The organism is Rhodococcus spelaei (genome assembly GCF_006704125.1).
Taxonomy (GTDB): domain Bacteria; phylum Actinomycetota; class Actinomycetes; order Mycobacteriales; family Mycobacteriaceae; genus Rhodococcus_G; species Rhodococcus_G spelaei.
The window spans coordinates 193,818-219,605 of sequence record NZ_VIGH01000002.1 but is presented as its reverse complement, the minus strand read 5'-3'; the positions used below and the strand labels follow the sequence as shown (position 1 = coordinate 219,605).

20 protein-coding genes are annotated in these 25,788 nt (G+C 70.1%); 11 read left to right on the top strand and 9 right to left on the bottom strand.

What is annotated here, in order from left to right:
• Window positions 1–2: 2 nt before the first annotated feature.
• The 3 genes from FK531_RS04845 to FK531_RS04835 are packed head-to-tail and all read right to left on the bottom strand — an operon-like array spanning window position 3 to window position 3,413.
• Window positions 3–2,261 (bottom strand): heavy metal translocating P-type ATPase, encoded by a 2,259-nt coding sequence (locus FK531_RS04845; protein WP_142095702.1) that lies wholly within the window; start codon window positions 2,259–2,261, stop codon window positions 3–5.
• 25 nt (window positions 2,262–2,286) lie between these two features.
• Window positions 2,287–3,201, bottom strand: a complete 915-nt coding sequence (locus FK531_RS04840) for a DUF8832 domain-containing protein (protein WP_142095700.1) — start codon at window positions 3,199–3,201, stop codon at window positions 2,287–2,289.
• On the bottom strand, window positions 3,198–3,413 hold the full coding sequence (locus FK531_RS04835; protein WP_142095698.1) for a heavy-metal-associated domain-containing protein: 216 nt from the start codon (window positions 3,411–3,413) through the stop codon (window positions 3,198–3,200). Before FK531_RS04835 ends, FK531_RS04840 begins: the two co-directional genes overlap by 4 nt.
• Before the next feature lie 188 nt (window positions 3,414–3,601).
• On the opposite strand from FK531_RS04835, the gene FK531_RS04830 reads away from it, so the two are divergent.
• Window positions 3,602–5,035, top strand: coding sequence for an MFS transporter (locus tag FK531_RS04830; protein ID WP_142095696.1), 1,434 nt, complete (start codon window positions 3,602–3,604; stop codon window positions 5,033–5,035).
• Between the two features lie 200 nt (window positions 5,036–5,235).
• Here the strand turns inward: FK531_RS04830 and FK531_RS04825 are convergent, their stop codons facing one another.
• Both FK531_RS04825 and FK531_RS04820 read right to left on the bottom strand, forming a co-directional pair.
• Window positions 5,236–6,210: a helix-turn-helix transcriptional regulator gene (locus FK531_RS04825; protein WP_142095694.1), complete on the bottom strand. Its 975-nt coding sequence runs from the start codon at window positions 6,208–6,210 to the stop codon at window positions 5,236–5,238.
• Window positions 6,211–6,266: 56 nt separating this feature from the next.
• Window positions 6,267–6,716, bottom strand: coding sequence for a winged helix-turn-helix transcriptional regulator (locus FK531_RS04820; RefSeq protein WP_142095692.1), 450 nt, complete (start codon window positions 6,714–6,716; stop codon window positions 6,267–6,269).
• Between the two features lie 83 nt (window positions 6,717–6,799).
• Here FK531_RS04820 and FK531_RS04815 point away from each other — a divergent pair, with 83 nt between their 5' ends.
• The gene (locus tag FK531_RS04815) at window positions 6,800–8,002 is read left to right on the top strand and encodes an MFS transporter (protein ID WP_246097884.1); all 1,203 of its coding nucleotides are present in this window, start codon (window positions 6,800–6,802) and stop codon (window positions 8,000–8,002) included.
• 36 nt (window positions 8,003–8,038) lie between these two features.
• On the opposite strand, the gene FK531_RS04810 is transcribed toward FK531_RS04815, so the two are convergent.
• Complete coding sequence (locus FK531_RS04810; RefSeq protein WP_142095690.1) at window positions 8,039–13,519, bottom strand: ATP-binding protein; 5,481 nt, start codon at window positions 13,517–13,519, stop codon at window positions 8,039–8,041.
• A 744-nt stretch (window positions 13,520–14,263) separates the two neighbouring features.
• Between FK531_RS04810 and FK531_RS04805 the strand changes: the two genes are divergently transcribed.
• From FK531_RS04805 to FK531_RS04775, 8 genes are all read left to right on the top strand, one after another.
• Window positions 14,264–15,673, top strand: coding sequence for a WS/DGAT/MGAT family O-acyltransferase (locus FK531_RS04805; protein WP_142095688.1), 1,410 nt, complete (start codon window positions 14,264–14,266; stop codon window positions 15,671–15,673).
• Window positions 15,674–15,756: 83 nt separating this feature from the next.
• Entirely contained in the window at window positions 15,757–15,894 is a 138-nt protein-coding gene (locus FK531_RS22260; protein ID WP_181762824.1) for a hypothetical protein, read from the top strand.
• Between the two features lie 123 nt (window positions 15,895–16,017).
• Window positions 16,018–16,947: a 4-(cytidine 5'-diphospho)-2-C-methyl-D-erythritol kinase gene (locus tag FK531_RS04800; RefSeq protein WP_142095686.1), complete on the top strand. Its 930-nt coding sequence runs from the start codon at window positions 16,018–16,020 to the stop codon at window positions 16,945–16,947.
• The gene (locus FK531_RS04795; protein WP_142095684.1) at window positions 16,947–18,743 is read left to right on the top strand and encodes an ABC-F family ATP-binding cassette domain-containing protein; all 1,797 of its coding nucleotides are present in this window, start codon (window positions 16,947–16,949) and stop codon (window positions 18,741–18,743) included. The genes FK531_RS04800 and FK531_RS04795 overlap by 1 nt, the downstream gene beginning before the upstream one ends.
• 101 nt (window positions 18,744–18,844) lie before the next feature.
• Window positions 18,845–19,324, top strand: coding sequence for a nuclear transport factor 2 family protein (locus FK531_RS04790; RefSeq protein WP_142095682.1), 480 nt, complete (start codon window positions 18,845–18,847; stop codon window positions 19,322–19,324).
• A 36-nt stretch (window positions 19,325–19,360) separates the two neighbouring features.
• Window positions 19,361–20,041: a pyridoxal 5'-phosphate synthase gene (locus FK531_RS04785; RefSeq protein WP_142095680.1), complete on the top strand. Its 681-nt coding sequence runs from the start codon at window positions 19,361–19,363 to the stop codon at window positions 20,039–20,041.
• A gap of 22 nt (window positions 20,042–20,063) precedes the next feature.
• Window positions 20,064–21,062, top strand: coding sequence for an enoyl-CoA hydratase/isomerase family protein (locus FK531_RS04780; protein WP_142095678.1), 999 nt, complete (start codon window positions 20,064–20,066; stop codon window positions 21,060–21,062).
• Window positions 21,063–21,128: 66 nt separating this feature from the next.
• Window positions 21,129–21,983 carry an SDR family oxidoreductase gene (locus tag FK531_RS04775; RefSeq protein WP_142095675.1) on the top strand — a complete coding sequence of 285 codons (855 nt, stop codon included), beginning with the start codon at window positions 21,129–21,131 and terminating at the stop codon, window positions 21,981–21,983.
• Between the two features lie 170 nt (window positions 21,984–22,153).
• Here the strand turns inward: FK531_RS04775 and FK531_RS04770 are convergent, their stop codons facing one another.
• A complete protein-coding gene (locus tag FK531_RS04770) occupies window positions 22,154–22,369 on the bottom strand; it encodes a hypothetical protein (RefSeq protein WP_142095673.1) in 216 nt (71 codons plus the stop codon).
• Window positions 22,370–22,458: 89 nt separating this feature from the next.
• Between FK531_RS04770 and FK531_RS04765 the strand changes: the two genes are divergently transcribed.
• Window positions 22,459–23,244, top strand: coding sequence for a hypothetical protein (locus FK531_RS04765; protein WP_142095671.1), 786 nt, complete (start codon window positions 22,459–22,461; stop codon window positions 23,242–23,244).
• 127 nt (window positions 23,245–23,371) lie between these two features.
• Here FK531_RS04765 and pnuC read toward each other — a convergent pair whose 3' ends face one another.
• Window positions 23,372–24,031 carry a nicotinamide riboside transporter PnuC gene (gene pnuC, locus FK531_RS04760; RefSeq protein WP_142095669.1) on the bottom strand — a complete coding sequence of 220 codons (660 nt, stop codon included), beginning with the start codon at window positions 24,029–24,031 and terminating at the stop codon, window positions 23,372–23,374.
• Between the two features lie 5 nt (window positions 24,032–24,036).
• On the bottom strand, window positions 24,037–25,728 hold the full coding sequence (locus FK531_RS04755; protein ID WP_435531014.1) for a peptide chain release factor 3: 1,692 nt from the start codon (window positions 25,726–25,728) through the stop codon (window positions 24,037–24,039).
• Window positions 25,729–25,788: the final 60 nt, after the last annotated feature.

Below are 25,788 nucleotides of genomic sequence, written 5' to 3'. Positions count from 1 at the left end.
GCCTACCGGAAGCGCTTGAGGCGCAGACTGTTGCTCACCACGAACACACTCGAGAAGGCCATCGCTGCCCCGGCCAGCATCGGGTTGAGCAGGCCGGCCGCGGCCAGCGGGATCGCCGCCGCGTTGTAGGCGAATGCCCAGAACAGATTGCCGCGAATGGTCCCGAGTGTCTTGCGGGACAACCGGATCGCATCGGCGGCCGAGCGGAGGTCGCCGCGGACCAGGGTGATGTCGCTGGCCTCGATCGCGACGTCGGTGCCGGTGCCCATCGCCAGGCCGAGGTCGGCCTGGGCCAGTGCGGCGGCGTCGTTCACGCCGTCGCCGACCATCGCGACCACCTTGCCACGGGACTGCAGCTCCTTGACGGCGTCGACCTTGTCGGCGGGCAACACCTCGGCCAGCACGGTCTCGATGCCCACCTGGTCGGCCACTGCTCGGGCGGCGGCAGCGTTGTCGCCGGTCAGCAGCACCGGCTCGAGGCCGAGCCGCTTGAACTGGGCGATCGCGTCGGCGCTGGTGGCCTTGACCGTGTCGGCGACGACCAGCACGGCCCGTGCCGCGCCGTCCCAGCCCGCCACGATCGCGGTCTTGCCGTCCCGCTCCGCGGCGGCCTTGGCCTCCGCGAGGGCGTCGGGCAGGTGCATCGACCAGTCCTCGAGCAGCGTGGTCCGGCCCGCGACGGCAGCGTGCCCGTCGACGACGCCCTGCACTCCGAGGCCCTCGACGTTGGCGAAGCCGTCGACTTCGGGCAGGGGACCCGCGGCGGCGGCAGCCGCCGCGATCGCCTTCGCGATGGGGTGCTCGGAGGCGTTCTCCAGCGCCCCGACCAGGCGTAGCGCCTCGGCGCGGTCGGTGCCGTCGGCGGTGACCACGTCGTGGAGGGTCATCGTGCCGGTGGTGACGGTGCCGGTCTTGTCCAGCACGATCGTGTCGACCCTTCGGGTGGACTCGAGGACCTCGGGACCCTTGATGAGGATGCCCATCTGGGCGCCCCGCCCCGTGCCGACGAGCAGCGCGGTGGGTGTGGCCAGTCCGAGGGCGCACGGGCAGGCGATGATGAGCACCGCCACGGCGGCGGTGAACGCGACCGAGAGCGCGCTGCCGGTGCCGATCCAGTAGCCCAGTGCGGCAACGGCGATCGCGATGGCGACCGGGACGAACACCCCCGCGATCCGATCCGCGAGGCGTTGCACCTGCGCCTTGCCGTTCTGCGCGTCCTCCACCAGCGCAGCCATCTGAGCGAGTTGGGTGTCGGCTCCGACGCGGGTGGCGCGCACGACGAGGCGCCCGCCGGCATTGACGGTCGCGCCGACCACGGCGTCACCAGCACCGACCTCGACCGGCACGGATTCGCCGGTCAGCATCGACATGTCGACCGCCGAGCGACCTTCGGTGACGACGCCGTCGGTGGCGACCTTCTCGCCTGGGCGCACCACGAACAGTTCGCCGACCGCGAGTTCGGCTGCCGGAATACGGGTTTCGACGCCGTCGCGCAGCACCGACACCTCCTTGGCGCCGAGCTCGAAGAGGGCGCGCAACGCGGCCCCGGCGCGACGCTTGGACCGCTGCTCGAAGTAGCGCCCGGCCAGCACGAAGGTGATGACGCCGGCGGCGACCTCGAGGTAGATGTTGGCTGCGCCGTCGGTGCGACCGACGGTGAAGGAGAACGGGTGCGTCATGCCGGGTTCGCCTGCGGTGCCGAAGAACAGGGCGTACAGGGACCACAGGAAGGCAGACCCGGTGCCGATGGTGATGAGCGTGTCCATCGTGGCGGCGCCGTGCTTGAGATTGGCCCAGGTGGCGCGGTGGAAGGGCAGTCCGGCCCACACGATCACCGGCGCGGCGAGGGTGAGCGAGAGCCACTGCCAGTTGGTGAACTGCAGGGCCGGGATCATCGCCATCGCGATCACCGGGACCGACAGGACCGCGGCGACGGTCAGCCGGGTCCGCAGTGCGGCCAGTGCGCGCGACTGCTCGTCCTCGGGTTCGTTCGCGCCCGCGGGCGCGTCGGGGGTTGCGGGGGCGGGCAGGGTGGCGCGGTAGCCGGCCTTCTCCACCTCGGCGACGAGGTCGACCGGGGTGAGGTCGGTGGCGCCGTCGATCACGACCTTGGCCTTCTCGGTGGCGTAGTTGACCGTCGCGGTCACCCCGTCGAGCTTGTTGAGCTTCTTCTCGATCCGGGCCGCGCACGAGGCGCAGGTCATGCCGCCGATCAGCAGTTCGACCTGCGCGTCGGGCGGTGCCTGGGTGACGGGGTTCATCGTTGATCCTCTCGGTCGGTGGTCGTCAGTGCCCGTGGCCGGCGGGGGCCGGTGCGGCGGTGGGTGCGGCGGTGGGTTCGGTGGCAGCCCCGACGGCGACGGTGAATTCGGCTGTGTGTACAGCGTTCTCGTGCTGGAAGTCGAGGAACAGGCGGTAGCTGCCGTTGCTGGGCGCCTGCGCGTGGAAGGTGACGTCCGGGCCGGGGGCGGTGACGCCGTCGCCCGGCTCGCCCTGCGGGTGCACGTGCAGGTAGGCGAGGTCCGCGGTGCGCAGCGCAACCAGGTGTCCGTAGGCGCCGAGGTAGGGCTGCAGGTCGGTCACTGGCCTGCCGTCTCGCGAGACGCTCAGGGTGAGCGGTCCGCCGGCGGTGGTCAGGTCTCCGCCGAGGATGACCTGGTAGCCGTCGACCTGTGCGGTCCGTGCCGGTGCGGGCAGCGGCGTCGGCGCGAAATCGCCTGCCACGTCGACGTTTCGACCGAGGGTGAGCGCCGGGCCGCCGGTCGCCTGGAAGTCGGCGAACACGCGGTACGTGCCCCCGGTCGGCCAGTTCCAGTCGATCGACCAGGTGCCATCCGCCTCGCGGGTCGGGTGTACATGCCGGAATTCGCTTGTGTCGCTTCGGACCACGATCAGGTGGAGTTGCTTGTCGTGCTGGGTGTCGAATGCGGTGAGCGGGGCGCCCGCGGGGTCGAGGATCCGGAACCGCAGGGTTCCCGCCTCGTTCGCGGCGGCCGGGGCGGTGATCTCGGACAGGGCGTACCCCTGTTCGGAAACCTGCAGTCCGGCCGGGACCGTGGTGGTCTCGATGTGTGCGGCGTGGTTCTCGTGGATGGTGGTCATGGCGATCGGACTCCCTGCGGCCGCCCCGACACCGAGGGCCGCCGCGAAGATGACGGCGAGCCCCCCGGTGTAGGCGACCAGCTTGGTTGGTGTGTTCATGACTGCTGCGGTGCGGCTGCGTAGCCGGCCTCTTCGACGGCTCCGACCACCGCGGAGGCGGTGAGCGGCGCCGAGCTGGTGACGGTCAGGCGACCGGTGGGGACGTCGACGTCGACGGCGGTGACGCCGTCGATCTTGCCGACCTCTTCGCGGACCGAGCTCGCGCAGTGTCCGCAGGTCATGCCGGTGACGGTGTAGTTCGCGATGTCCATGTCGGTCTCCTTCGATCGGTGCCGATACCGCTGGGGGGTAGGGGCTTGATGGAAGTGAACATACCCCTGGGGGGTAGGTTGCGCAAGTGTGTGTCGGGGATTGCGCTGCATACCCATGGGGGGTATAAACCGGAACCACGGCATTCCGCCGGGAACGGCCTCCGCACACACACGAGGGAGTGATCGAGATGGACAAGGTACGAGATTCGGTGGCGTCACGAAAATGGTTGGCGCTCGGGCTGATTGCGCTCGCGCAGTTCATGGTCATCATGGACACGTCGATCATCGGGGTGGCGCTGCCGCAGATGCGCACCGACCTCGGATTCACCCAGGAGAACCTGACCTGGGTGTTCAACGCCTACGTCGTGGTCTTCGGCGGGCTACTGCTGCTCGGCGGTCGACTGTCAGACCTGGTCGGCGCCCGCAGGATGTTCGGCCTCGGCTGGCTGATTCTGCTGAGCGGGTCTGCGGTGGCCGGGGGAGCAGGGAACGTCCCGGTCGAACTGGCGGGCCGCGCCGTGCAGGGCGTCGGCGCAGCGCTGATCGCCCCCGCCGCCCTCACGCTGCTGATGATGATCTTCGGGTCCACCCCGAAGGAGCTGACCCGGGCGTTGGCGGTCTACGGCGCGGCGGCCCCGGCCGGCGGTACCGCCGGGGTCTTCCTCGGTGGCCTGCTCACCGAGTACGCGGCGTGGCCGTGGGTGTTCTTCGTCAACATCCCGATCGCGGTCCTCGCGCTGGTCGCGGCTCCCGCGCTGCTGCCCGGTGGACGCGGCGGCGCCACCGGTCGGCTGGACCTGGTCGGCGCGCTCACCGTGACGCTCGGGATCGGCGCCGCGGTGTACGGGATCGTCCGGGCACCGGAGGTCGGCTGGGCCGCCGCGCAGACGTGGACAGTCCTGCTCGCCGCGGCGCTGTTGCTGGTCGGATTCGTCGCGATCCAGGCGAGGCGACGCGAACCTCTGGTCCGGCTGGCGATCTTCCGGACGCCGAACCTGGGTGCCGCCAACCTTGCACAGTTCCTGCTCGGCGCGGCGTGGATTCCGATGTGGTTCTTCCTGAACCTGTACCTGCAACAGGTACTCGGCCTGTCGGCGTTCCCCAGCGGCGCGGCGCTGGTCCCGATGACGGTGCTGATCATGCTCGCGATGATCGTGCTCGCACCCCGGCTGATCGCGCGCTTCGGAGCGAAGCCGCTGGTGGTGGCCGGACTCGTCCTGCTGGCCGCGGGGCTGGGTTGGCTGTCGTTGGTGCGTCCGGACGGGAACTTCTGGATCGATGTGCTCCCCGCCTCGCTGGTGTCGGCGCTCGGCATGGCCCTGGCGTTCATCCCGTCGCTCGGGACGGCGATCTCGAGCGCCCGTCCCGAGGAGGGCGGTCTCGCGTCCGGCATCGTGAACACGAGCTATCAGCTCGGATCCGCGCTCGGGCTCGCGGCGGCGACCGCCATCGCGGCGACCGCGGGCGCCGGACGCATCGGTGACCTCGGTGCGCTGACCGACGGGTTCTCGGCGGCGTTCGTGGCGGCCGCGGTGATCGCGCTCGTGGGGGCGGTGTTGGCCGGCGCGACACTGCGCACGCCGCGTACGGCCGAACTCGACGCCGAGCGGGCGCGGGTCTGATGCGCGACGCGGTGGTGGCCACGGTCGCCAGTCCCACGGTTCGGGCGGTGCTGCGGTGCGCGGCGGGATGCCTGCTGGTGGCCGCGCGGGAACTGCAGCGCCCGGCCGTTCGGCGGCGGTGAGGATGCGGCGGGTGTCCGGGAACGAGTGACCCGGGCACCCGCCGCCTGCCGGTTCCGCCGAGCGACGCCCCGGGTCGCTCAGGTCGTCGCCAGGCGGTAGCGCTCGCCGAGGAGCGCGTGCCGTGCGGCGATCCGCAGGCACTCCTGCCGCAGTTCCGGTGGATCGAGGACGGTGAAGTCGACGTCGAAGGCGCTGAGCCACCCCGCGATACCGGCAATCGAGTCGCCGCGCAGTTCCAGCGCGCACCGGTTCGCGTCGAGCACTTCGACTGCGCCCCAGAACTCGTCGACCATCGGGGCGATCCGGTCGGCCGGGGCGTCCAGCAGGATCCGGGCGCTGACCTGGCCGGCGGCGCGGCTGATGCCGCGGGAGACGAATGCCGCGGCATCGCCCGTCGGTAGCTCGCGCGGCGTGAACCGCGGTCCGACAGGCGTTTTCGGCGTCATCCGGTCTACTCGGAAGGACCGCCAGTCCGACCGCAGGAGGTCCCAGGCGACGAGGTACCAGCGTGCACCGGCGCGCACCAGCCGGTGCGGTTCGACCTCGCGACGGGTCTCGGTGCCGTCGTGGGTGCGGTAGCCGAAGCGCAGCCGCTCCTGTGCGTGGCAGGCCGAGGCGATCGCGGTGAGCACCGATGCGTCGACCGCGGAGCGCGGTGCGGTCTGCGGGACGACGTCGATGGGGAGGGCGTCGAGTCGGTGTCGCAGCCGCGAGGGCATCACCTGCCGCAGCTTCGTCAGCGCGCGCAGCGACGCGTCGCCGAGGCCCTCCACCGATCCGGTGGCGCCCGACTGCAGGCCGAACGCGACCGCGACGGCCTCCTCGTCGTCGAGGAGCAGCGGCGGCATCTCGGCGCCGGCGCCCAGTTGGTAGCCGCCGCCGACGCCGACGTTCGCGTTGACGGGATAGCCGAGGTCGCGGAGTTTGTCCACGTCGCGGCGGACGGTCCGCGGGGTCACCGAGAGTCGCTCGGCCAGGTCCGTGCCCGACCATTCGCGCCGCGTCTGGAGCAGGGACAGCAGTCGGAGCAGTCTCGCCGAGGTCTGCAGCATGGGGTCAGCATGGCACCCATTGCGGACGAAAGCAGTCCTCGACAGCGAGGCATGAGCTAGTGGTCGTCGACCTTCCGGACATGGGTGTTGGTGGAGTCGAGGACGATCCCGTCGGCATTGACGAACCGCAACGTGGGTGCCGGGTGTCCCGTGGACTCGTCGATCATGGTGGATCGGCGTTCCTCGTGTCTGAACGCGTGCCTTTCACCCCACTGGCGCAGGCTCACGACGACGGTGAACAGATCCCGGCCGCTGTCGGTCAAGGCGTACTCGTGGCGGGTGCCTGACCCGCTCGGCTTCGGGGTGAGGATTCCGTGCTCGACGAGAGTTCGGAGTCGGTCGGCGAGGATGTTCCTCGCGATCCCCAGGTTCCGCTGGAACTCACTGAATTTGCGAGCCCCGTCGAACGCATCCCGCACGATCAGCAGGGACCAGCGGTCCCCGAGGATGTCAACGGTCCGTGCGACCGGGCACTGCGGATCGGTCCACTCGGCGCGTTGTGCCATGGATTGCCCCCTTCGGTTGCGTTTCGAAACCATTATGCCCTACGGTTCATTTGGTTTTGATTTGCAACCAAAGGGAGGTAGTTGTGACGCACCGATTGCGAATTCTGCTGGCGGTGCTGTGCGCGGTGTCCGTCGCGAACATCTACTACGCGCAGCCGCTACTGGGGCGGATCGGTTCGGACCTGTCGCTGCCGACCGCGAGCCTCGGGTTGATCGTCACGGTCGCGCAGGTCGGCTACCTGCTCGGACTGATCTTGTTGGTCCCGCTGGGCGACCTGATGAATCGCCGGTGGTTGATCGCCGGTCTCGGCATTGCCGCGGGATTCGGGACACTGACTGTGTCGAACTCCACCACGGCCGCTCAACTACTGATCGGGATGGCGCTGGCCGGACTGTTCTCCGTGGTCGTACAGATCGTGGTGGCCTACGCGGCTGCGATCAGTGCCCCGGCGGAACGCGGCCGGAACCTGGGCGTGGTCACAGGCGGGGTGGTGGTCGGCATCATCGGGGCCCGAACCGTATCTGGACTGGTGGCCGATCTGGCCGGGTGGCGTGCGGTGTATGCGGGCTCAGCGGTCCTGTCACTGGTGCTGGCCGCGCTCGCGGCCGCGATGCTGCCACGGGACGACGGTCCGCGGGCGGGTGGGCGGTACTCGGCCGCGGCCGCCTCGGTCGTGACCTTGACCGCCACCGATCGCGTGTTCCGAGCGAAATCGACGATCGCCCTGTTGCTCTTTGCCTCATTCGGCACATTGTGGAGCGCGATGGCACTGCCGCTGAGTGCGGAGCCGTGGCGGCTCTCGCCTGCCCAGATCGGATTGTTCGGAATCGCGGGCCTGGCAGGCGCTCTCGGCGCGGCCCGCGCCGGCGCGTGGGCCGACAAGGGCCTCGGCGAGCGGGTCACCGCGATCGCGCTGGTACTGCTGGTCGTCTCGTGGGCCTTCAGTGGGCAGGCGGCATATTCGCTGGCCGCTCTGGTGGTCGGGGTCGTGGTGTTGGACTTCGCCGTTCAGGCGGTCCACGTGAGCAACCAGAACCGACTCGTATCGGAGGATCCCGCGTCGAGTAGTCGGATCGTCGGCAGCTACATGGTCTTCTACTCGATCGGTAGCGGCCTCGGTGCCTTCACTGCCGGCGCTGTCTACGCGAGGTGGGGATGGAATGTGGTCGCCGTGCTCGGTTCCGGCTACGCCGCAGCGGCTCTCGCTGTCTGGGTGGTGTCCGGGTTCAGCGAAGCTCGGCAGCGGGCCCGAGCCGTGGACAGCAGAACGGCGCCGCCGGGATAAACCTCGACGGCGCCGTTCTGCACGAGTTACACCCCGCTACTGCGCGTTCAGCGCCCTGCCCATGCCGCGCTCGACCGCGTCGACCAGGCGCGGACGCAGGTCGGCGGCCGGGACGATCGCGTGCACGGAGCCGACCTCGCGGGCGCGCTCGATGTTGTGGATCGCCTCGAACTCGGCGGCCACCTCACCGAGCTTGGCGGAACGGACCGCCGCCCGCTCGGCGGCCAGTTCGACCCGCAGTCGGGTGCGCTCGGCATCCTCCTCGGCCGCGGCCAGCTGGGCCTCGAGGTCCCGCACGCCGGGGTCCGCGGAGGTGCGGGCGTTGACGTCGCGGGTGAAGACCACCGCCGCGGCGGGCGCGCCGCCGAGCACGGAGGCGAACGAGCCCTCGACCGCGAGGACCTCCATGTTCTCGTTCAGTGCGCCGGAGAACACCACGAACGCGCCGCCGTGGTAGCGCGAGACCACCACGAACACGATCGGGCCGTCGAAGTTGACGATGGCACGGCCGATCTCGGCGCCGTACTCGAGCTGCAGGTTCCGCAGCGACTCGGGGGAGCCGTCGAAGCCGGACAGGTTGGCGAGCACCACGACCGGGCGGTTGCCGGATGCCGCGTTGATCGCGCGGGCCGTCTTCTTCGACGACCGCGGGAACAGCGTGCCCGAGGTCCACTGGTCCGGACCGTCGGTGGGGAACCAGCCCTTGCGGGCGATGGCGCGCGACTCGATGCCGATCACCGTCACCGCGTTGCCGCCCAGGTGGGCGTCGAAGACCACCGAGGTGTCGGCGTCGGCCATGTCGGCCCAGCGCTCGAGCACCGCGTGGTCCTGGTCGACCACCGCGCGCATCACGGTCCGAATGTCGAAGGGCTTCTTGCGGTCCGGGTTGGTCTCCGCCGAGAAGATGTCGCCGACGGTGGTGAACTCGCTCGACGGGTGCACGTGCGGGAAGCAGCGGACGTCGCGCTCGACCGGGTCGGTGGACTCGGCCTTGCGCGGGAAGCGTTCGCCCGCACCGAGGTACGCGTGCTCGTAGTGACCGAACAGCACCCCGATGGCGGCGGTCAGGTTCGGCGCCCAGTACTGCGCCTGGCCGTTCGGGCCCATCACGCGGTCGTAGCCGCCGATTCCGAAGTTGTCCTCGGCCGAGACGCCGCCCGAGTAGTCGAGCGACTGCTTGCCGGTGAGCACCATCGCACTGTCCGGGGTCATCACCAGGATGCCCTTGGTGTGCATGAGCATGGTGGCCTCGGCGTTCCAGTACGGCTGGGCGCCGACGTTGATGCCCGCGACGATCACATTGATCTCGCCGCCGTTCTGGGTGAACGTGATGATCCGGCGCAGCCCGCGCGAGACCCAGTCCATGTTCTCGGTGCCGGATTCCATCGAGATGGTCGCACCGGACGACAGCGCGAACCACTCGACCGGAGCGCCGAGGGATTCCGCGAGGTCGACGGCGGCGACCAGTCGGGCGCATTCGGCCTCGGCGACCGTGCCGAGAGCCTTGGTCGGGTCACCGAAGAGGGCGACACGGGTCATGCCCTCGGGGTATCGCGCGGTGGGCGTGGTCACCACACCGACGATCAGGCCCGCGGTGTTGCGGCCGTACGGACGTTCCACGGGGACAAGGCTTCCCGTCGCATCCAGGTCGTACTCGACGAAGCTGCCACCCGCGGTCAGGGCGGGGATCAGCTCGTACGGGTACACGGTGCCGCGGGACTTCGAGCGCTGCACCTTCTGGGTGTACTCGTCGAGGGGCTTGAGCGGCTCGGTGGGCGGCTCGGTGACAGCGACCTGCAATCCTGCGCCGGACCGGTACGAGAAGCGCACCGCGACCTCGCGCGGCGCGGTCGCCGGTGTCTCCTGCAGCCGGCCGATGATGGTGAGCTGCTCGAGGCCGGCGCCGACGGTGAGCGGCGCGACGTGCTGAGCGATGCGGGCGATCCGGTCGGCGGAGACTTCGAATGTCGGCCAGACGTACAGCACCACACGGTTGTTCTCGAGGCGGTTCTTGCCGCGGTCGGCCTGGGCCCGGCGGATGCCGTCCAGGCAGGACGCGACGGCCCGCTCGATGGCCGGTGCGGCGTCGATCTCGCCGTCGGCGTCGAACTGCAGCGTGAGGTCACGCACCTGCGCCATGGCGATGAGTCGCTCGTCGGTCGGGTTCTCCTTCGCGACGAGGTGGTACAGGTAGGTGTCGGCGGGCGCGGGCAGTCGGGTGCCGTTGAAGTTCTTGAGCCGCCACATGTCCAGGCGTTGCGCCGTCAGCGGGTGCATGTCCCGGATGATCTTGTCCTCGGCGAGACCGGAGTCCGGCGCGGCCGCGGGCCGGAAGGTCACCACGCGCTGGGCGGTGCCGGCGTCGGCGGCCGCCACCGTGACGGTGACGCGGCGCCAGCCCGTGGACGCCGGGTGAGCGGCCAGTGCGGAGTGCAGCGCCTCCGCGAGGCCGTCGGCGCCCGCCGGGGCGTCGGCCCAGGTGAGGTAGAGGTCCACCACCTGGTTGACGGGCGCGGGCCCGACCACCCCGTCGACGGCGGCCAGCGCCGCGCCGAGCGTGGCGTGCTCGGCGGCGACCGACACGAGGCGCAGGTTCTCGCCCGAGAGCTCGAAAGTTCCTGTCACACAGTCGAAACCATCAGCATCGAGGGTCTTCACGTCCTGCAGTCTGCGGATCTTGTAGTACTGCCGCGTGACCACCTCGAGCAGGTCGCCGGGCTGGGTCACCGGGTCGGCGAGCAGGCCCACCAACGGCTCCGACGTGTCGGCGAGGGCGTCGATCCGCTCCGCCCGGTCGACCGCGCCTGGCCGCTCCGCCAGGTACTGCAGGCTGCCGCGAACGCCGTCGTAGACCTGCTCGCGGGTGCGGCGGATCACCGGCTCGTCGAAGATCCGGAACTGCAGGCTGCGGGCCACGTCGCCGACCACAGGGAAGCGCAGTTGGGTCGCGAGGACCAGGCGGTCGAGCACCTCCGCCAGTGCGGGCAGGGTGTCGGCACCGACCCGTCCGTCGCGCATCCAGTGCGAGAGCAGGGCGGCGACGATCGGGACCTGGGCCTCGGTGCGCTGCTGCGCGACGAAGATCCGGTAGACCGCCTCCTCGAGGTCGGTGGTGCGCTCGAGTTCGGTGACGCCGTAGTGCTGCAGTGCACGAGAAAGCTTGGCACGGAACGATTCCGGCATTCCGTGCACGTCCACGTCGAGGGATTGCAGGAACGAGTGGAAGTGCTCGCGCGGGCTGTGCACGCGCTCGTCGGTGTCCTCCTCGTCGGCCGTCGGCCGGTTGCGGGACAGTTCGCACAGGTCCGCGAACGTGGTCAGCAACGCGAGCTCGGCTTCGACGAGGGTGTGGTCGGACTCGGGCAGTGCCGCGCGCAGTTCGCGGTACTCGGCGAGCAGTGCGCGTGAGCGTGCCGCCTCGACGTCGAAGCCGGTGATCATGGCACTGAGCGCGTCCAGGCGGGCGAGGGCCTCGCCCAGGGTGTCGCCGTCGCGGACCTCCGGCGCGGCGAACTCCACCCGCGGTGCGGTCTCGGTGACCGCTTCCTCGGCCACCTGGTCCACCCTCAGCAGCGGGGCGCCGGCGTCGACCTGGGAGTTGACGATCGCCAGCACCTCGCGGACGATGCCCGCGTGCGGGGCGCGGATCGCAGTCTCCATCTTCATGGCCTCGAGCACCACCAGGGTGGCGCCCGCCTCGACCTCGTCGCCGACGGCGACCGGCATCGCGACCACGACGGCCGGTGACGGCGCCCGGACCACGCCGGCCTCGTCCTGGCTGATCTGGTGGCTGATGCCGTCCACCTCGACGAGGTGGTGGGCCGGACCGGCGACGGACACCACGTGGTGGCGCCGGCCGCCGACGACCAGCCGGCTCTCGAACTCGCCGAGCCGGTCGACGTCGACCTCGACCTCGCCGCTGTCGCCGTCGATCAGGTAGCGGCGCGGCGCGATCTGCCCGACCACCAACTGGTAGGCCTGGCCCTGGTAGCTCAGCTCGACCGGGCGCCCGACGGTGTTCTTGGTGCGGGGGCGGCCGCCGCGGGCGGTGGTGAGGAAGGCGTTGCGCTCGAGTGCCTCCTCGGCGTCGTAGACGTCGATCGCGGTGGCCAGCAACGCGATCGACGCGGTGCGGGTCGGACCGGTCGCGGTACCCGCGCCGGTGCGGTCCAGCCAGCCGGTGTCCGCGCTGGCCGAGATGACCTCCTCGCGGTCGAGCAGGTCGAGCAGGAAGGACTTGGTGGTGGTACCGCCCTCGAGGACGACGGTGGTCTCGCGCAGCGCGGTGCGCAGCCGGGCAAGGGCCTCGGAGCGGTCACGACCCCACGCGATGACCTTCGCGACCATCGAGTCGTAGTCGGGCGGGATGACGTCGCCCTGGGCGATGCCGGTGTCGACGCGCAGCCCGGAGCCGAGCGGGAACTTGAGCAACTGCACGATGCCGGGGGCGGGCGCGAAGCCGTTGTCGGCGTCCTCGGCGTTGAGGCGGGCCTCGACGGCATGCCCGAACTCGGGCGGGCAGTCGCCGACCAGCGGGTTGCCGCCCGCCACGTGGATCTGCAACTTGACCAGGTCGATGCCGGTGGTGGCCTCGGTGATCGGGTGCTCGACCTGCAGGCGGGTGTTGACCTCGAGGAAGGTGAAGACCTGCTGCGAGGGCTGGTAGAGGTACTCGACGGTTGCCGCGCCGCAGTAGCCGGCGGCGCGCACCAGATCCGCGGAGACGGCACGCAGGTGGTCGGCCTGCTCCTTGCTGAGCAGCGGGGAGGCGGACTCTTCGATGACCTTCTGGTTCTTGCGCTGGATCGAGCAGTCCCGCACGCCCGGGGCCCACACGTTGCCGTGGGCGTCGGCAATCACCTGTACCTCGACGTGGCGGGCCTCGGTGACCAGCCGCTCGATGAACACGACGGGGTCGCCGAAGGAGCGCTCGGCCTCACCCTGGGTGCGCTCGAGCGCGAGCTCCAGCTCCTCCTCGGCGTACACCTTGCGGATGCCGCGCCCGCCGCCACCGGAGCGGGCCTTGATGATCAGCGGGTACCCGATGGCCTGGGCGTGGCGGCGTGCGTCGGCGCGGGTCTCGACCGGACCACCGGACCACGGGGCGACCGGGACGCCGACCTTCTCGGCGAGCAGCTTGGCCTCGACCTTGTCGCCGAGCAGGCGCATGGCGTCGGCGGACGGGCCGATGAAGGTGATGCCCAGGCGCGCGCAGACCTCGGCGAAGGCGGGGTCCTCTGCGACGAAGCCCCAGCCGACCCACACCGCGTCGGCGCGTGCCTCGCGCAGGGCGCGCTCGAGCTCGGCGTGGTCGAGGTACGGCGTCGCGGCCGTGGTGGAGGCGCGCAGCGTGACACCCTCGTCGGCCTGCCGCACGAACATGGCGCGACGCTCGGCCTCGGTGTGCAGCGCGATCGTGGTGATGGCGTGATCGTGCTCCGCGTTGAGCTCGCGTACGGCCCGGATGAGGCGGACCGCCGCCTCACCCCGGTTGACTACCGCAATCCGTGTGAACATTCCTTTAGCCACCGTTCTCGTGCCACCGTTTCCTGAAAGAAGTTGTCGACCGCACGACAGTGAGCGCTCGACGGCCACGCGATGCGGGCACACTCCGGCCGTCGAGTGGAACCCTTCCGGTGTCCTCGACGTGCCAGGCTGCCCACAGCCAAGCCGTGGCCGCTGGATTACCGGTCACCGGGAGCTCGGAGGTTCGGCCGCGTCGTTGCGTCAACGCGACAGCCGCAAAATCCGGCGTTTCCTCCGACGCCCGGTCGGCCCCAGTCGGCCCTACCGATATGCCAGCATGCATTATTTCGGCGGCGATGTCATGTCGTTACATCGATTGTTCAATTACGCGGCGCTGCAATGGAATTCAGGTGTCATTCGGAGGTCGGAATCGGCCGATAAAGGCTACTTCCGAGTAACGTTTTCGCGTACTCGCGAGTAGCATTTGCCGCCTCAATTCGAATCGTTTCCTGTTACGGCGAGTAGCGCCGCGGTGTGATTCCGTCCCCGCCCGCCGGGTCTCTCGTGAGCAGGGTCGGACTGTCCACGATTTCGCGGGTGTCGCATTCGTCCCGTTGCCGCGTCGCGACCCCGGATTCAGTCGTTTACCTGGACGTTTGACCGAGTGGCCGGGGCGGTTCTCGATGATGTAGAAAGTCGCATAGCAACCGAGTCGTGACCTTTATCACACCTCATTGTTACCCCGGGTAGCGCATAACCTGCGTCACACCCATCGGCACCGGAAGAAGGCGGACCATGCTCCTACCGATGTCACCGACCGACTCGATGTTCCTGCTGGGCGAGTCGCGCGAGCATCCCATGCACGTCGGCGGCCTCGTGCTGTTGCAGCCGCCGGAGGGTATGGACGCCACCGACGTCAGAGCGATGCTCGACGCGGCGCTGCGGCGCGGCGACGTCGCGCCGCGGTTGCGCAAGCGTGCGCGGCGTTCGGTGACCTCGCTCGGACAGTGGGGTTGGGACACGGACACCGAGATCGACCTCGATCACCACGTCCGGCACGACGCGCTGCCGCAGCCGGGCGGCATGACCGAACTCATGGACCTGGTCTCCCGACTGCACGCCGGCCTGCTCGACCGCAATCGTCCGCTGTGGGAGATGCACCTGATCGAGGGGCTCGCCGACGGTCGCTACGCCGTCTACATGAAGATCCATCACGCCGTGGCCGACGGGGTCTCGGCGATGCGGATGCTGCGACGTGCCCTGAGTGAGGACCCGGATGCGCGGGACATGCCGGCGCCGTGGGAGCCGAACGCGGGGGAGCGCAGGGCGGCCCTGACCGTGGTCCGGGACGAGCCGCAGGCCGACCGCGGCGGGGCGCTCGATCTCGCGGCGAGCGCGGTGCGCGCGACTCGGGGGGCGGTCGGCGAGGCCGCGAGCCTGGTGCCTGCCCTCGTGGCGACCGTCGACCGCGCACTGCACGACCGCGGCGGTGCGCTCTCGCTCGCCGCCCCCAGAACCGTGTTCAACGTGCCGATCGGCGGGGCTCGCCGCTTCGCCGCCCGGTCCTGGCCGATCGAGCGGCTCCGACTTGTTGCCAAGTTCGCCGACGCCACCATCAACGACGTGGTGCTCGCCATGTGCTCGGGGGCGCTGCGGACCCACCTCGCCGACCGCGTCGAACTGCCCGACAGCCCGCTCGTCGCGATGGTCCCCGTCTCTCTGCGCAGCGAGCGCCGCGAGGGCACTGCGGGAAACGAGATCGGGATGCTCACCTGCTCCCTCGGCACCCACCTCGACGCCCCGTCGGACAGGCTCGCCGCCGTCCGCGAGTCGATGCTGGAGGGGAAGGAGTCGATGCGCACCCGCAGTGCCACCCAGATCCGCGCGATGAGTGCGCTCGGGGTTGTCCCGCTGGCGATGGGGATGTTCCTCGGGTCGGGCGCCCCGATCCGTCCTGCGAACGTGATGATCTCCAACGTGCCCGGCCCGGGCACACCGCTGTACTGGAACGGCGCCCGGCTCACGGCGCTCTACCCGCTGTCGATTCCGGTGGACGGGCAGGCGCTGAACATCACCTGCACCAGCACCGACGACGAGATCGCGTTCGGGCTGACCGGGTGCCGGCGCACCGTGCCCGACCTCGAGCCGATGTTGGGGTACCTGGACGACGAGCTGGGTGCGCTCGAGCGGGTTGTCGGGCTCTGATCCGCCGTCGCCGTGGTCGCCGCCCGGCTCGCTCGAAAAATGAACCATCGCAATCGAATTCGTAGTACGAACGATCGGAGAGAATGAACATGTCGGGGTCGGGGGCGGGCGCTGTGACGGCGATCGGCACAACAGGTGGCGGTGCCGCGATGAGTACCGCAGAGATCAAGGCGCGGATCGAGGCGATGTTCGCCGAGGACACGGACGCCCCGCACGCCTGATCGCCGCCGGGAGTCGACGGCCGACGGTCTGTGCCTCCCGAGGTCGGCGGTTCGGGTCGCGGTCCGAGGGGGCCTGGGTCCGACGGTCAACGGGCTGGTATTTCTCCACTAGGCTGGTGCCTTGTGCTGTCCGTAGTTCCGCTTCCCGTGATCGTCCGGGCGCCGTCGAAGGTGAACCTCCACCTGGGCGTCGGTGACCTCCGGGAAGACGGCTACCACGAGCTGACCTCCGTCTTCCAGGCGCTCTCGCTCAGCGACGACGTTCGGTTCGCCGACGCCGACCAGTTGTCGGTCACCGTACGCGGCGACGACGCGCGGGCCGTCCCCACCGATCGCCGGAACCTGGTCTGGCGGGCCGCGGAACTGCTCGCCGAGCGCGCGGGTCGCGCCCCCGGCGTCGCAATCACGATCACGAAGGGCATCCCCGTCGCCGGTGGCATGGCGGGCGGCAGTGCCGACGCCGCGGCCGCCCTCGTCGGGCTCAACGAGCTGTGGCAGCTCGGACTCGGACGCGCCGAGCTGAGCGAGATCGGCGCGCGGCTCGGCAGCGACGTGCCGTTCTCGCTGCACGGGTCCACCGCCCTCGGCACCGGCCGCGGCGAGCGGCTCCTGCCGGTGCTCGCCCGCGACACCTATCACTGGGTGCTCGCTCTGGCCAAGGGCGGACTGAGCACCCCGACGGTGTTCCGGGAACTGGACCGGCTGCGGGCGGAGGGCAGCCCGCCGCGGCTCGGCGACGCCCAGGAACTCATGCACGCACTGGCCTCCGGCGACCCGCACGCCCTCGCCCCGCTGCTCGGCAACGACCTACAGCCCGCGGCGCTGTCGCTGGCGCCCGCGCTGCGCCGAACCCTGCGGGCGGGCACCGATGCGGGCGCACTCGCCGGCATCGTCTCGGGCTCCGGGCCCACCTGCGCATTTCTTTGTGCCGACGCCGAGGCCGCAGTCGCGGTCGGCGCGGAACTGGCAGGCGCAGGCGTGTGCCGGACCGTGCGCATTGCGCACGGACCGGTGCCCGGCGCCCGCATCATCGATCACGAGACGGAGCACTGATGGCCAACCTGATCAACCTGGAGCAGGTCTCGAAATCCTTCGGGATCAAGCCCCTGTTGGACTCCGTCTCGCTCGGGGTGCAGGAGGGCGAGCGGATCGGGGTCGTCGGCCTCAACGGTGGCGGCAAGACCACCATGCTCGAGGTGCTCTCCGGGCTCGAGACACCGGACAGCGGCCGGGTCAGCCGGGTCGGCGGTCTGCGCATGGCCGTGGTCACCCAGCGTGGGGTGCTGCCCGCCGGCTCCACGGTGGCCGACGTGGTGCTCGCGCCGCTCGGGATGGCCGAGCACGAGTGGGCGGGCGACGCGCGCATCCGGTCCATCCTGGCCGGGATCGGCATCGACTCCGTCGGCCTCGACCGCGGCGTCGAGGGGCTGTCCGGTGGGGAACGCCGCCGGGTGGCGTTGGCCGCGGCCCTGGTGCAGGACCTGGACCTGCTGGTGCTCGACGAGCCCACCAACCACCTCGACGTCGAGGGTGTGCAGTGGCTCGCCGAGCATCTCGTCGGCAGGCGCAGCGCACTGGTGGTCGTCACGCACGACCGCTGGTTCCTCGACACCCTCGCCAACCGGACCTGGGAAGTGGTGGGCGGCAAGGTCGAAAGCTACGAGGGTGGCTACAACGACTGGATCTTCGCGCGCGCCGAGCGATCCCGTCAGGCGGACGCCTCCGAGGAACGCCGACGCAACCTCGCCCGCAAGGAGCTGGCGTGGCTGCGCCGCGGCGCCCCGGCGCGAACGTCCAAGCCCAAATACCGGATCGAGGCCGCGGAGGCGTTGATCGCGGACGTGCCGCCGCCGCGTGACAACGTGGCGCTGGCCACCTTCGCGCAGCGCCGGCTCGGCAAGGTCGTGATCGAACTCGAGGACACGCGCCTGGCGACACCGGACGGCCGCGAGCTCGTGCACGACCTGACCTGGCGGCTCGCGCCGGGCGAGCGGATCGGTCTGGTCGGCGTCAACGGGTCCGGCAAGACCACGCTGCTGCGGACCCTCGCCGGCGAGCTCGAACCTGCGTCGGGCAAACGGATCCAGGGTCAGACGGTCAAGATCGGCTGGCTGCGACAGGAACTCGACGACCTGCCGGTCAAGATGCTCGTGCTCGACGCGGTCAAGGATGTCGCCGAGCGAATCATGCTGGGCGACAAGGAGGTTTCCGCCGGACAGTTGGCCGAGCGGCTGGGCTTCACGCCGGCGCGCCAGCGCACTCCGGTCGGTGACCTGTCCGGCGGCGAGCGTCGTCGTCTGCAGCTGACCCGGGTCCTGATGAGCGAGCCGAACGTGCTGCTGCTCGACGAGCCGACGAACGACCTGGACATCGACACCCTCCAGCAGCTCGAGGACATCCTCGACGGCTGGGCGGGCACGATGGTCGTGATCAGTCACGACCGCTACCTGATCGAGCGGCTCTGCGATTCCACCTGGGCACTGTTCGGCGACGGCAAACTGACCAACCTGCCGGGCGGAATCGAGGAGTACCTGCGCCGACGCGAGGCGGTGGCGGCCCTGGCCTCACCGGGCCCCGCGTCGGTCCCTGCCCCCCGGGCCGGTGGCACCGGCGGGCAGGCGGTGGTCCGCGACGGCGCCGCCGACCGCGCCGCACGCAAGGAACTCAGCCGCCTCGAACGCCAGGTCGCCAAGCTCGACGAGCGTGAGGCGACGCTGCACACCGCGTTGGCGGAGGCGGCCACGGATCAGCAGAAGCTGCAGCAACTCGACGCCGAGCTGCGAGCGGTGGTGGCGGAGAAGGAGACCGCGGAGGAGCGGTGGATGGAGTTGGCGGCCGAGCTGGAGTAGTCCGGCCGGTTCTATTCACCTCCCGCGTGCGCGTGAAGGCGACTACTCTGCGAGACAGGTCAGTGTCTGTTCATGGGTCACCGTCACGGAGGGCGTGCGTCATGGATCTGGAGGCCTTCGCCGAGATCAGCAAGCTCAAGCACCGCTACACGCGGGCCTTGGACACCAAGGACTGGTCGGTGTTCCGGGAGACGTTGCTGCCGGAGGCGACCGCGACCTACGGCGAGCACCTCGGTTTCGAGGACCGGGACGCGTTGTGCTCGTTCATGGAGATCACCCTCGGGCCGCACGTTCTCACCGAGCACCTCTGCGGGCAGCCGGAAATCGACGTCCACGGGGACACCGCCACCGGTGTGTGGGTACTCGCCGACACGGTGATCATTCCCGAGGACGGAATGTTGTTGCGCGGCTCGGCTTTCTACCACGACCGCTACGCGCGCAACGAGAACGGCGAGTGGCGGATCTCGCACACAGGGTACGAGCGGACCTACGAGATGGTGATCGCGCTCGCCGACGTGCCGAGCTTCCAGCTGACATCGAATCGCTGGGCCGCGATGGAGATCACGCCCGAGTCCGCCTGACAGTGCCGGGTCACGGCCGGGCATAGGGTGTCGAGCATGCCCGACCTCCCACCCCGGTCCGCGTTTCCCGACACCAGGGCCTGGCTGCGCGCCCTGCCCTCGCTGCCGGGCGACCCCGCAGTGGACCCCGGCCAGATCCCGACGCAGCCCTCCGTCCTGTTCCTGCGGTGGCTCGAGGAGGCGGTCGCGGCCGGCGAACCGAATCCGCAGACGACGGTGCTGTCGACGGCGACCTCGACGGGAGACGTCGACGCCAGGGTGCTGACACTCAAGGACGTCGACGAACACGGCTGGTGGTTCTCGGGTGCCACCGACTCACCGAAGGGCCGCCAGCTCGCCGAGAACCCCGCCGCGGCGCTGACGTTCCACTGGCCGGGGCGAGGCCGTCAGGTCCGGGTGCGCGGCCGCGTCGAGGCAGGATCGGCCGAGATCAGTGCGCGTGACTACTTGGAACGGTCGGCGACGGCGCGGGCGGTGGCCGCGGCGAGCAGGCAGAGCGAGCCGCTCACCGACGAGGCCGAGTACGACCGTGCTGTCGCCGCGGCGGGTGCGCGAATCGAGGCCGATCCCGACTTCGTCGCTCGGGGCTGGCAGGCTTGGTGCCTGGTCCCGGACAGCGTCGAGTTCTGGCTCGCCGATCCGGGCCGCAGACACCAGCGGTGGCGGTATCGGCGGGCCGCCCCGACGGGATGGTCCACCGAGACCCTGTGGCCGTGAACGGCGTGCGACGGGAGCGGGTATGACGTTCATCAGGACCAGCGTGAGCGGGGGTGTGGGCGAGATCGTCCTCGACCGCCCGAATGCACTCAACGCGCTGGACCCGAGCATGATCCGCGACCTCCACGAACCGCTCCTCGCCTGGCGCGAGGACCCGGCCGTCGAGACGGTGCTGGTGACCAGCGCCTCCGAGCGGGCCTTCTGCGCGGGTGGCGACATCAAGGCGGTCCGGGCTGCGGTGCTGCGGCGCGACCCTCAATTCGTTCACGAGTTCTTCGCCTCCGAGTACCGCCTCAACGAATTGATCGGGGAGTACCCGAAGCCGTACGTCGCGCTGATCGACGGCGCGGCAATGGGCGGCGGGCTCGGGATCTCCGTGCACGGGTCGGTGCGGGTGGTCACCGAGCGGGCTGTGCTCGCCATGCCCGAGACGGCCATCGGCTTCTTCCCGGACGTCGGGGCCGGGCACTTCCTGCCCCGACTGCGCGGCGCGGCCGGAATGTACTTGGGGCTCACCGGAGCCCGGGCGGGGGCGGGCGATGCGCTCGCGTTCGGCCTGGCGACGCACTTCGTTCCGAGCGAGCGACTGCCCGAGCTGGCGGACGCGATCCGCGCCGGCTCGCTGACCGAGGGGCTGGACAAGTTCGCCGAAGCGGCCGCCGAGGCGCCGCTCGCGGACCGCCAGGCGCAGATCGACGAGGTCTTCGGCTCCGGGACGCCCGCACAGATGCTGGGCCGGCTCACCGGCGCTGACGCGTGGACCGAGCAGACCCGTGCGGCGATGCTCGCGCACTCGCCGACCAGCCAGTTCGTCACCGCGGAGTTGATCACCCGCGGCGCGACCGATTCGCTGTCGGGCTGTCTGGAGCGCGAGCTGGCCCTCACCGGTCCGGTCACCCGGGCTCCGGACTTCGCCGAGGGGGTGCGGGCAGTGCTGGTCGACAAGGACCGCAATCCGTCCTGGTCGCCCGCGACGCTGGACGCGGTCGACCCCGACGCGATCGCCGCCCTGTTCGGTTAGCCCGTCGAGTGTGCACCTACGGACGTTCGTTCTCGGGCGATCCGGCGGTAGGTGCACACTCGACGGATGATTTCCGAGATGCTCGCCAGGGCCGCGCTCAACCCGGTGCCCTCGATCCGCTCGCTCGCCGGCCGCCTGACCGGGTCAGGTGACGGAGGGCTCGACGGGAAGGCGATCCTGCTGACCGGGGCGTCGTCCGGCGTCGGGGAGGCGGCCGCGCACCGGTTCGCCGAACTCGGCGCGGAGGTCGTGCTGGTGGCCCGCGGGGTCGAGGCACTCGAGGCGGTGCGCGACGAGATCCGCGGCGCGGGCGGGGTGGCGCACGCGATCCCCTGCGACCTGACGGACGCGGCATCGGTCGAGCAGCTCACCGAGGTGGTGCTGGCCGAGCACGGGCCGGTGGACGTGCTGGTCAACAATGCAGGCCGGTCGATCCGCCGCACCGTCGAGGAATCGCTCGACCGTTTCCACGACTACGAACGGACCATGGCGCTCAACTACTTCGGCCCGGTTCGACTGACTCTGGCGATGCTGCCCGAGATGCTCGAGCGCGGGCAGGGGCACGTGGTGAACGTCGCGACGTGGGGCGTCCCCGGCCGGGTGATGCCGAAGTTCGCGGCCTATCACGCGTCGAAGTCCGCGATCACCGCGTTCGGTCGGGACCTGGGCGCGGAGGTGTCGGGTCGAGGGGTGGCCGTGACGACCGTGCACTTCCCGCTGATCCGCACGCCGATGATCGCGCCGACGAAGGACTACGACTCGATGGCCGCGCTCACCCCGCAGCAGGCGGCCGACTGGCTGGTGCGGGCCGTGCGGACACGGCCGGTGGAGCTGATGCCCAGCTATGCCGAGCTGCTGCGGTTCGTCGACTCACTCTCGCCCGGGCTGGTGGACGCCCTGGTCCGACGGGCCGGAATCTAGCGATCGAGTGTGTTGCACCTACCGGGCGCCGACCGCCAGGCCGATGCGGCGACGCACGGAGCTGGGGGTGAGGGAATCGGACATGGTGACTCCTTGGGTCGGGTCGAGCTCCGGTGGCTTCGACCGGACCCAAGGTATGGACGAAAATCTCGGCGGCCGTTAGTGAATCATCAGGGCTCGGTGAGTGCGGCGGGAACCGATTCGAACTGCGCGGGCGGTGTGGCGGTCTCGGGTCGGTGTTTGTTCGAAAAGTCCTCGTAGTCCAGGGTTTTCAATTCGCCGATCCGGGCCTCGACCGCATGTGTGCGTGAGAGTTGGCCACCACCTGGCTTTTCCGCCGCAGAGCGGTGGGTCTTTTGTCGTGTTAAGTTCACGTCGGGTTTCATGCTGTGACGGAACCCACAACCGGGAAGCGCACCGTCGGGGGTTGCGTGCAGCCCTCGTCTGGATGCGTTCGGACGAGAGGGATTTGCGTATGACGTCTCGGAAGTTTCGGCTCGGAGGGTTGGCCGCGGCAGCGGCGGCGGCAACACTGGTCGGGATGGCGGCACCGGCCTCCGCGCAGCTGCCGGATTTCGGCAGTAGCGGTAGCGCTGGCAGCAACGACGGATCCTCCACGGGGAGCCTGACCTGCGGCACCACCCAGGTGTTTCCGTTCTTCACGTGGGGATGGCTGCCGATCGAGAGCAACGGTCCGCGGTTCGTCGACAACCCCGAGGGCGTTGCGGGCGGCACCGGCAACGGTGCGCTGAACTTCGGGGTGAACTCCACCTCGGAGGCGGTGACCTACTACCAGCCGACCCGCACTCCGCTCGCCGATGCCGCAGGGCTCGGGTACAACGTGTTCCTCGACAGCACCGTCGCCCCCGCGTACCAGCTGCGGGTGTGGGGCGCCAATCGCACCGACGGCGCGGCCGACGGATTCACCGCGTTGACCTGGGAGGCGTCTCGCAACGGCGGCATCCCTGCGGCGGGGCAGTGGCACAGCTACGACGCGCTGGAGAACGGGAAGTGGTGGAGTTCGAGGGACATTGCGGGCGCCACCGGGCGCCAGGCGGTGTCGTTGGCCGACATCAAGGCGGCCAACCCGAAGGCCGAGATCCGTGCCTACGGGATCCGGGTCGGCACCGGCGCGAGTGCGAGCACCAGCTTCGCGGACAACGTGAAATTTGGCTGCAACACCTGGGATTTCGAGACGTTGCCGTCGCTGAGCTCGGGCAGTGCGGGAAGTTCGGGAAGCGCAGGCAGTTCAGGTAGCTGACCCCGTCCGGCGGGGTGCGTGCTCGCCTGCCTCGTCGCCTGTCTGCGGCGGGGCAGGCGCAGCCGGGTGCCACCGCGCGGACTCGCGGACAGGTCGGCGGTACCGTCGGTGAAACACCAGGAAACGGTTAGGGGCTCACAGGCTGCAGATTCCCGCGCCGCGTGATCCGTAGCCACACCGCGAAACCCCAGATCACGAAGGCCCCGTACACCACGTACAGCACCGCCGACGGGTAGTACCCCGCGTGCAGCAACTGCGGGACGCCGACGATGTCCACGCCGATCCAGATCAGCCAGAACTCGGTCCATCCGCGCGCCATGCCGTAGGTCGCGAGTATCGAACCGGTGAAGATCCAGGCTTCCGGCCACGGGCCGTACGACCCGATCCGTTCGAAGATCTGCGCGAAAACCACCCTCCCGACGACCATTCCGGCGACCAGTAGCAGGCGGTCCCGGCGGGACGCCCAGCGCGGCAGGACCGCCTCGCCGGAGGCGTGCCGCGAGCGAAGCCACTGCGTCCAGCCGTAGACGCTCACCGAAATGAACATCACCTGCCTGCCCGCCTGCCCGTACAGGTTCAGGTCCTGCGGGGTGTGGAACAGCGCGCCCATGAACACGGTGAACAGCAACGCATTTCCCGCGATGCCGACCGGCCAGGCCCACACCACGCGCTTCATCCCGCCGATCGCGGAGGCGATGCCGAACCCGTTGCCGATCACCTCACGCCACAGGATCGAGGCACTGCCGATGTGGATCTGCGCGTCGAACAGGGCGAGCAGGGGGCTCACGACGGTCAGTCCGCAGTCGCGACCAGCGGCTCGAGAGTGAGTTCCGGATGCTCCTTCTGGATGTACTGCAGGCGCCACTTGTCGCTGACGAGGGCGAGCATGACCCCGTCGGACCGGGTGAACACCTCGACCCCGCGCTGGCGACCGAGTTCGGTCGCGGACTCGGCGTCGGTGCGGCGCGCGAGCTGGTACGGCAGGCCCTCCATCCGGGCCTCGACGGAGAACTCCGCCTTCATCCGGGCGGCCACCACCTCGAACTGCATCGGCCCGACCGCGGCCATCACCGGTGCCGCGTCGCCGCGGATGTCGTTGCGAAGGATCTGCACGACGCCCTCGGAGTCGAGCTGCTCGACCGCGCGACGGAACTGCTTGTACTTGCTGGCGCTCTCGGCGCGCAGCACCGAGAAGTGCTCCGGGGCGAACGACGGGATCGGCGGGAACTCGACCTTCTTGTCGGTGAACAGGGTGTGCCCGGGTGCCAGGGCGGTCGCGTTGACCAGACCGACCACGTCGCCCGGGTAGGCCGACTCGACGGTGGAGCGCTCGCGGCCGAAGACGGTCTGCGCGTACTTGGTGGTGAACGGCTTACCGGTCTGCGCGTGGGTGACGACCATCCCGCGCTCGAAGACCCCGGAGACGATTCGCATGAACGCGAGCCGGTCGCGGTGCGCGGTGTCCATGCCCGCCTGCACCTTGAACACCACCGCGCTGAACGGGTCGGTCACCGTGCGCGGGGTGCCCTTGACGTCGTCGCGCGGTCCGGGGGCGGGGGCGAGCGCGACCAGGGTGTCGAGGATCTGCCGGACGCCGAAGTTCAGCATCGCGGAGGCAAAGATGACCGGCGAGGTCTGCCCGGCCAGGAACATCTCCTGATCGTGGTCCTGGCCGCTCGCCGAGAGCAGTTCGCTCTCCTCGGCCGCCGTCTCCCACTCGCCGCCCTCGCGAGCGGCGGCGGCCTCGGCGTCCAGGATCTCCTCGGGGGCGATCTTGGCGCCACCCGCGGTGCGGGTGAACCGGATGTACTCGGTCGCGGCGCCGTCCTCGCCGCGGCGCAGCAGGCCGCGGAAGTCGCCGGCGATGCCGACCGGCCAGTACAGCGGCGTCGGGGTCAGTCCGATCCGCTCGTGGATCTCGTCGAGCAGTTCGAGCGGCGTCTGGCCGGGCCGGTCCCACTTGTTGATCACCGTGATGACCGGGATGCCGCGGTGGCGACACACCTGGAACAGCTTGAGTGTCTGCGGTTCGAGGCCCTTGGCGGCGTCGATGAGCATGACCGCGGCGTCGACGGCGGTGAGTACCCGGTAGGTGTCCTCGGAGAAGTCGGAGTGGCCGGGCGTGTCGACCAGGTTGATGACGTTGACCTGGTCGTCGGGCGTCTCGGAGGAGTGGTAGCTGAACTGCAGAGCGGTGGAACTGACGGAGATGCCGCGGGCCTTCTCCATTTCCATCCAGTCCGAGACGGTGGAGCGCCGGCCCGCCTTGCCGTGCACGGCGCCCGCCTCGGCGATCATCTTCGCGTGCAGCGCCAACGCCTCGGTGAGCGTCGACTTACCGGCGTCGGGGTGCGAGATGACGGCGAAGGTCCGTCGCCGCGTCGCCTCCGCGGTCAGCGCCTTGGCGGACTTGTCCACCACCGCGGGCTCGGCGGCGGTGCCGGTGGACGGTGCGGCTGGCGCGGACGCGGGCTCGGTGGTCACCGGGGATTCCTAACTGAAAGACAAGGCGGGGGAGCAGAGGCGATAGGCCGGTAGTCCAGG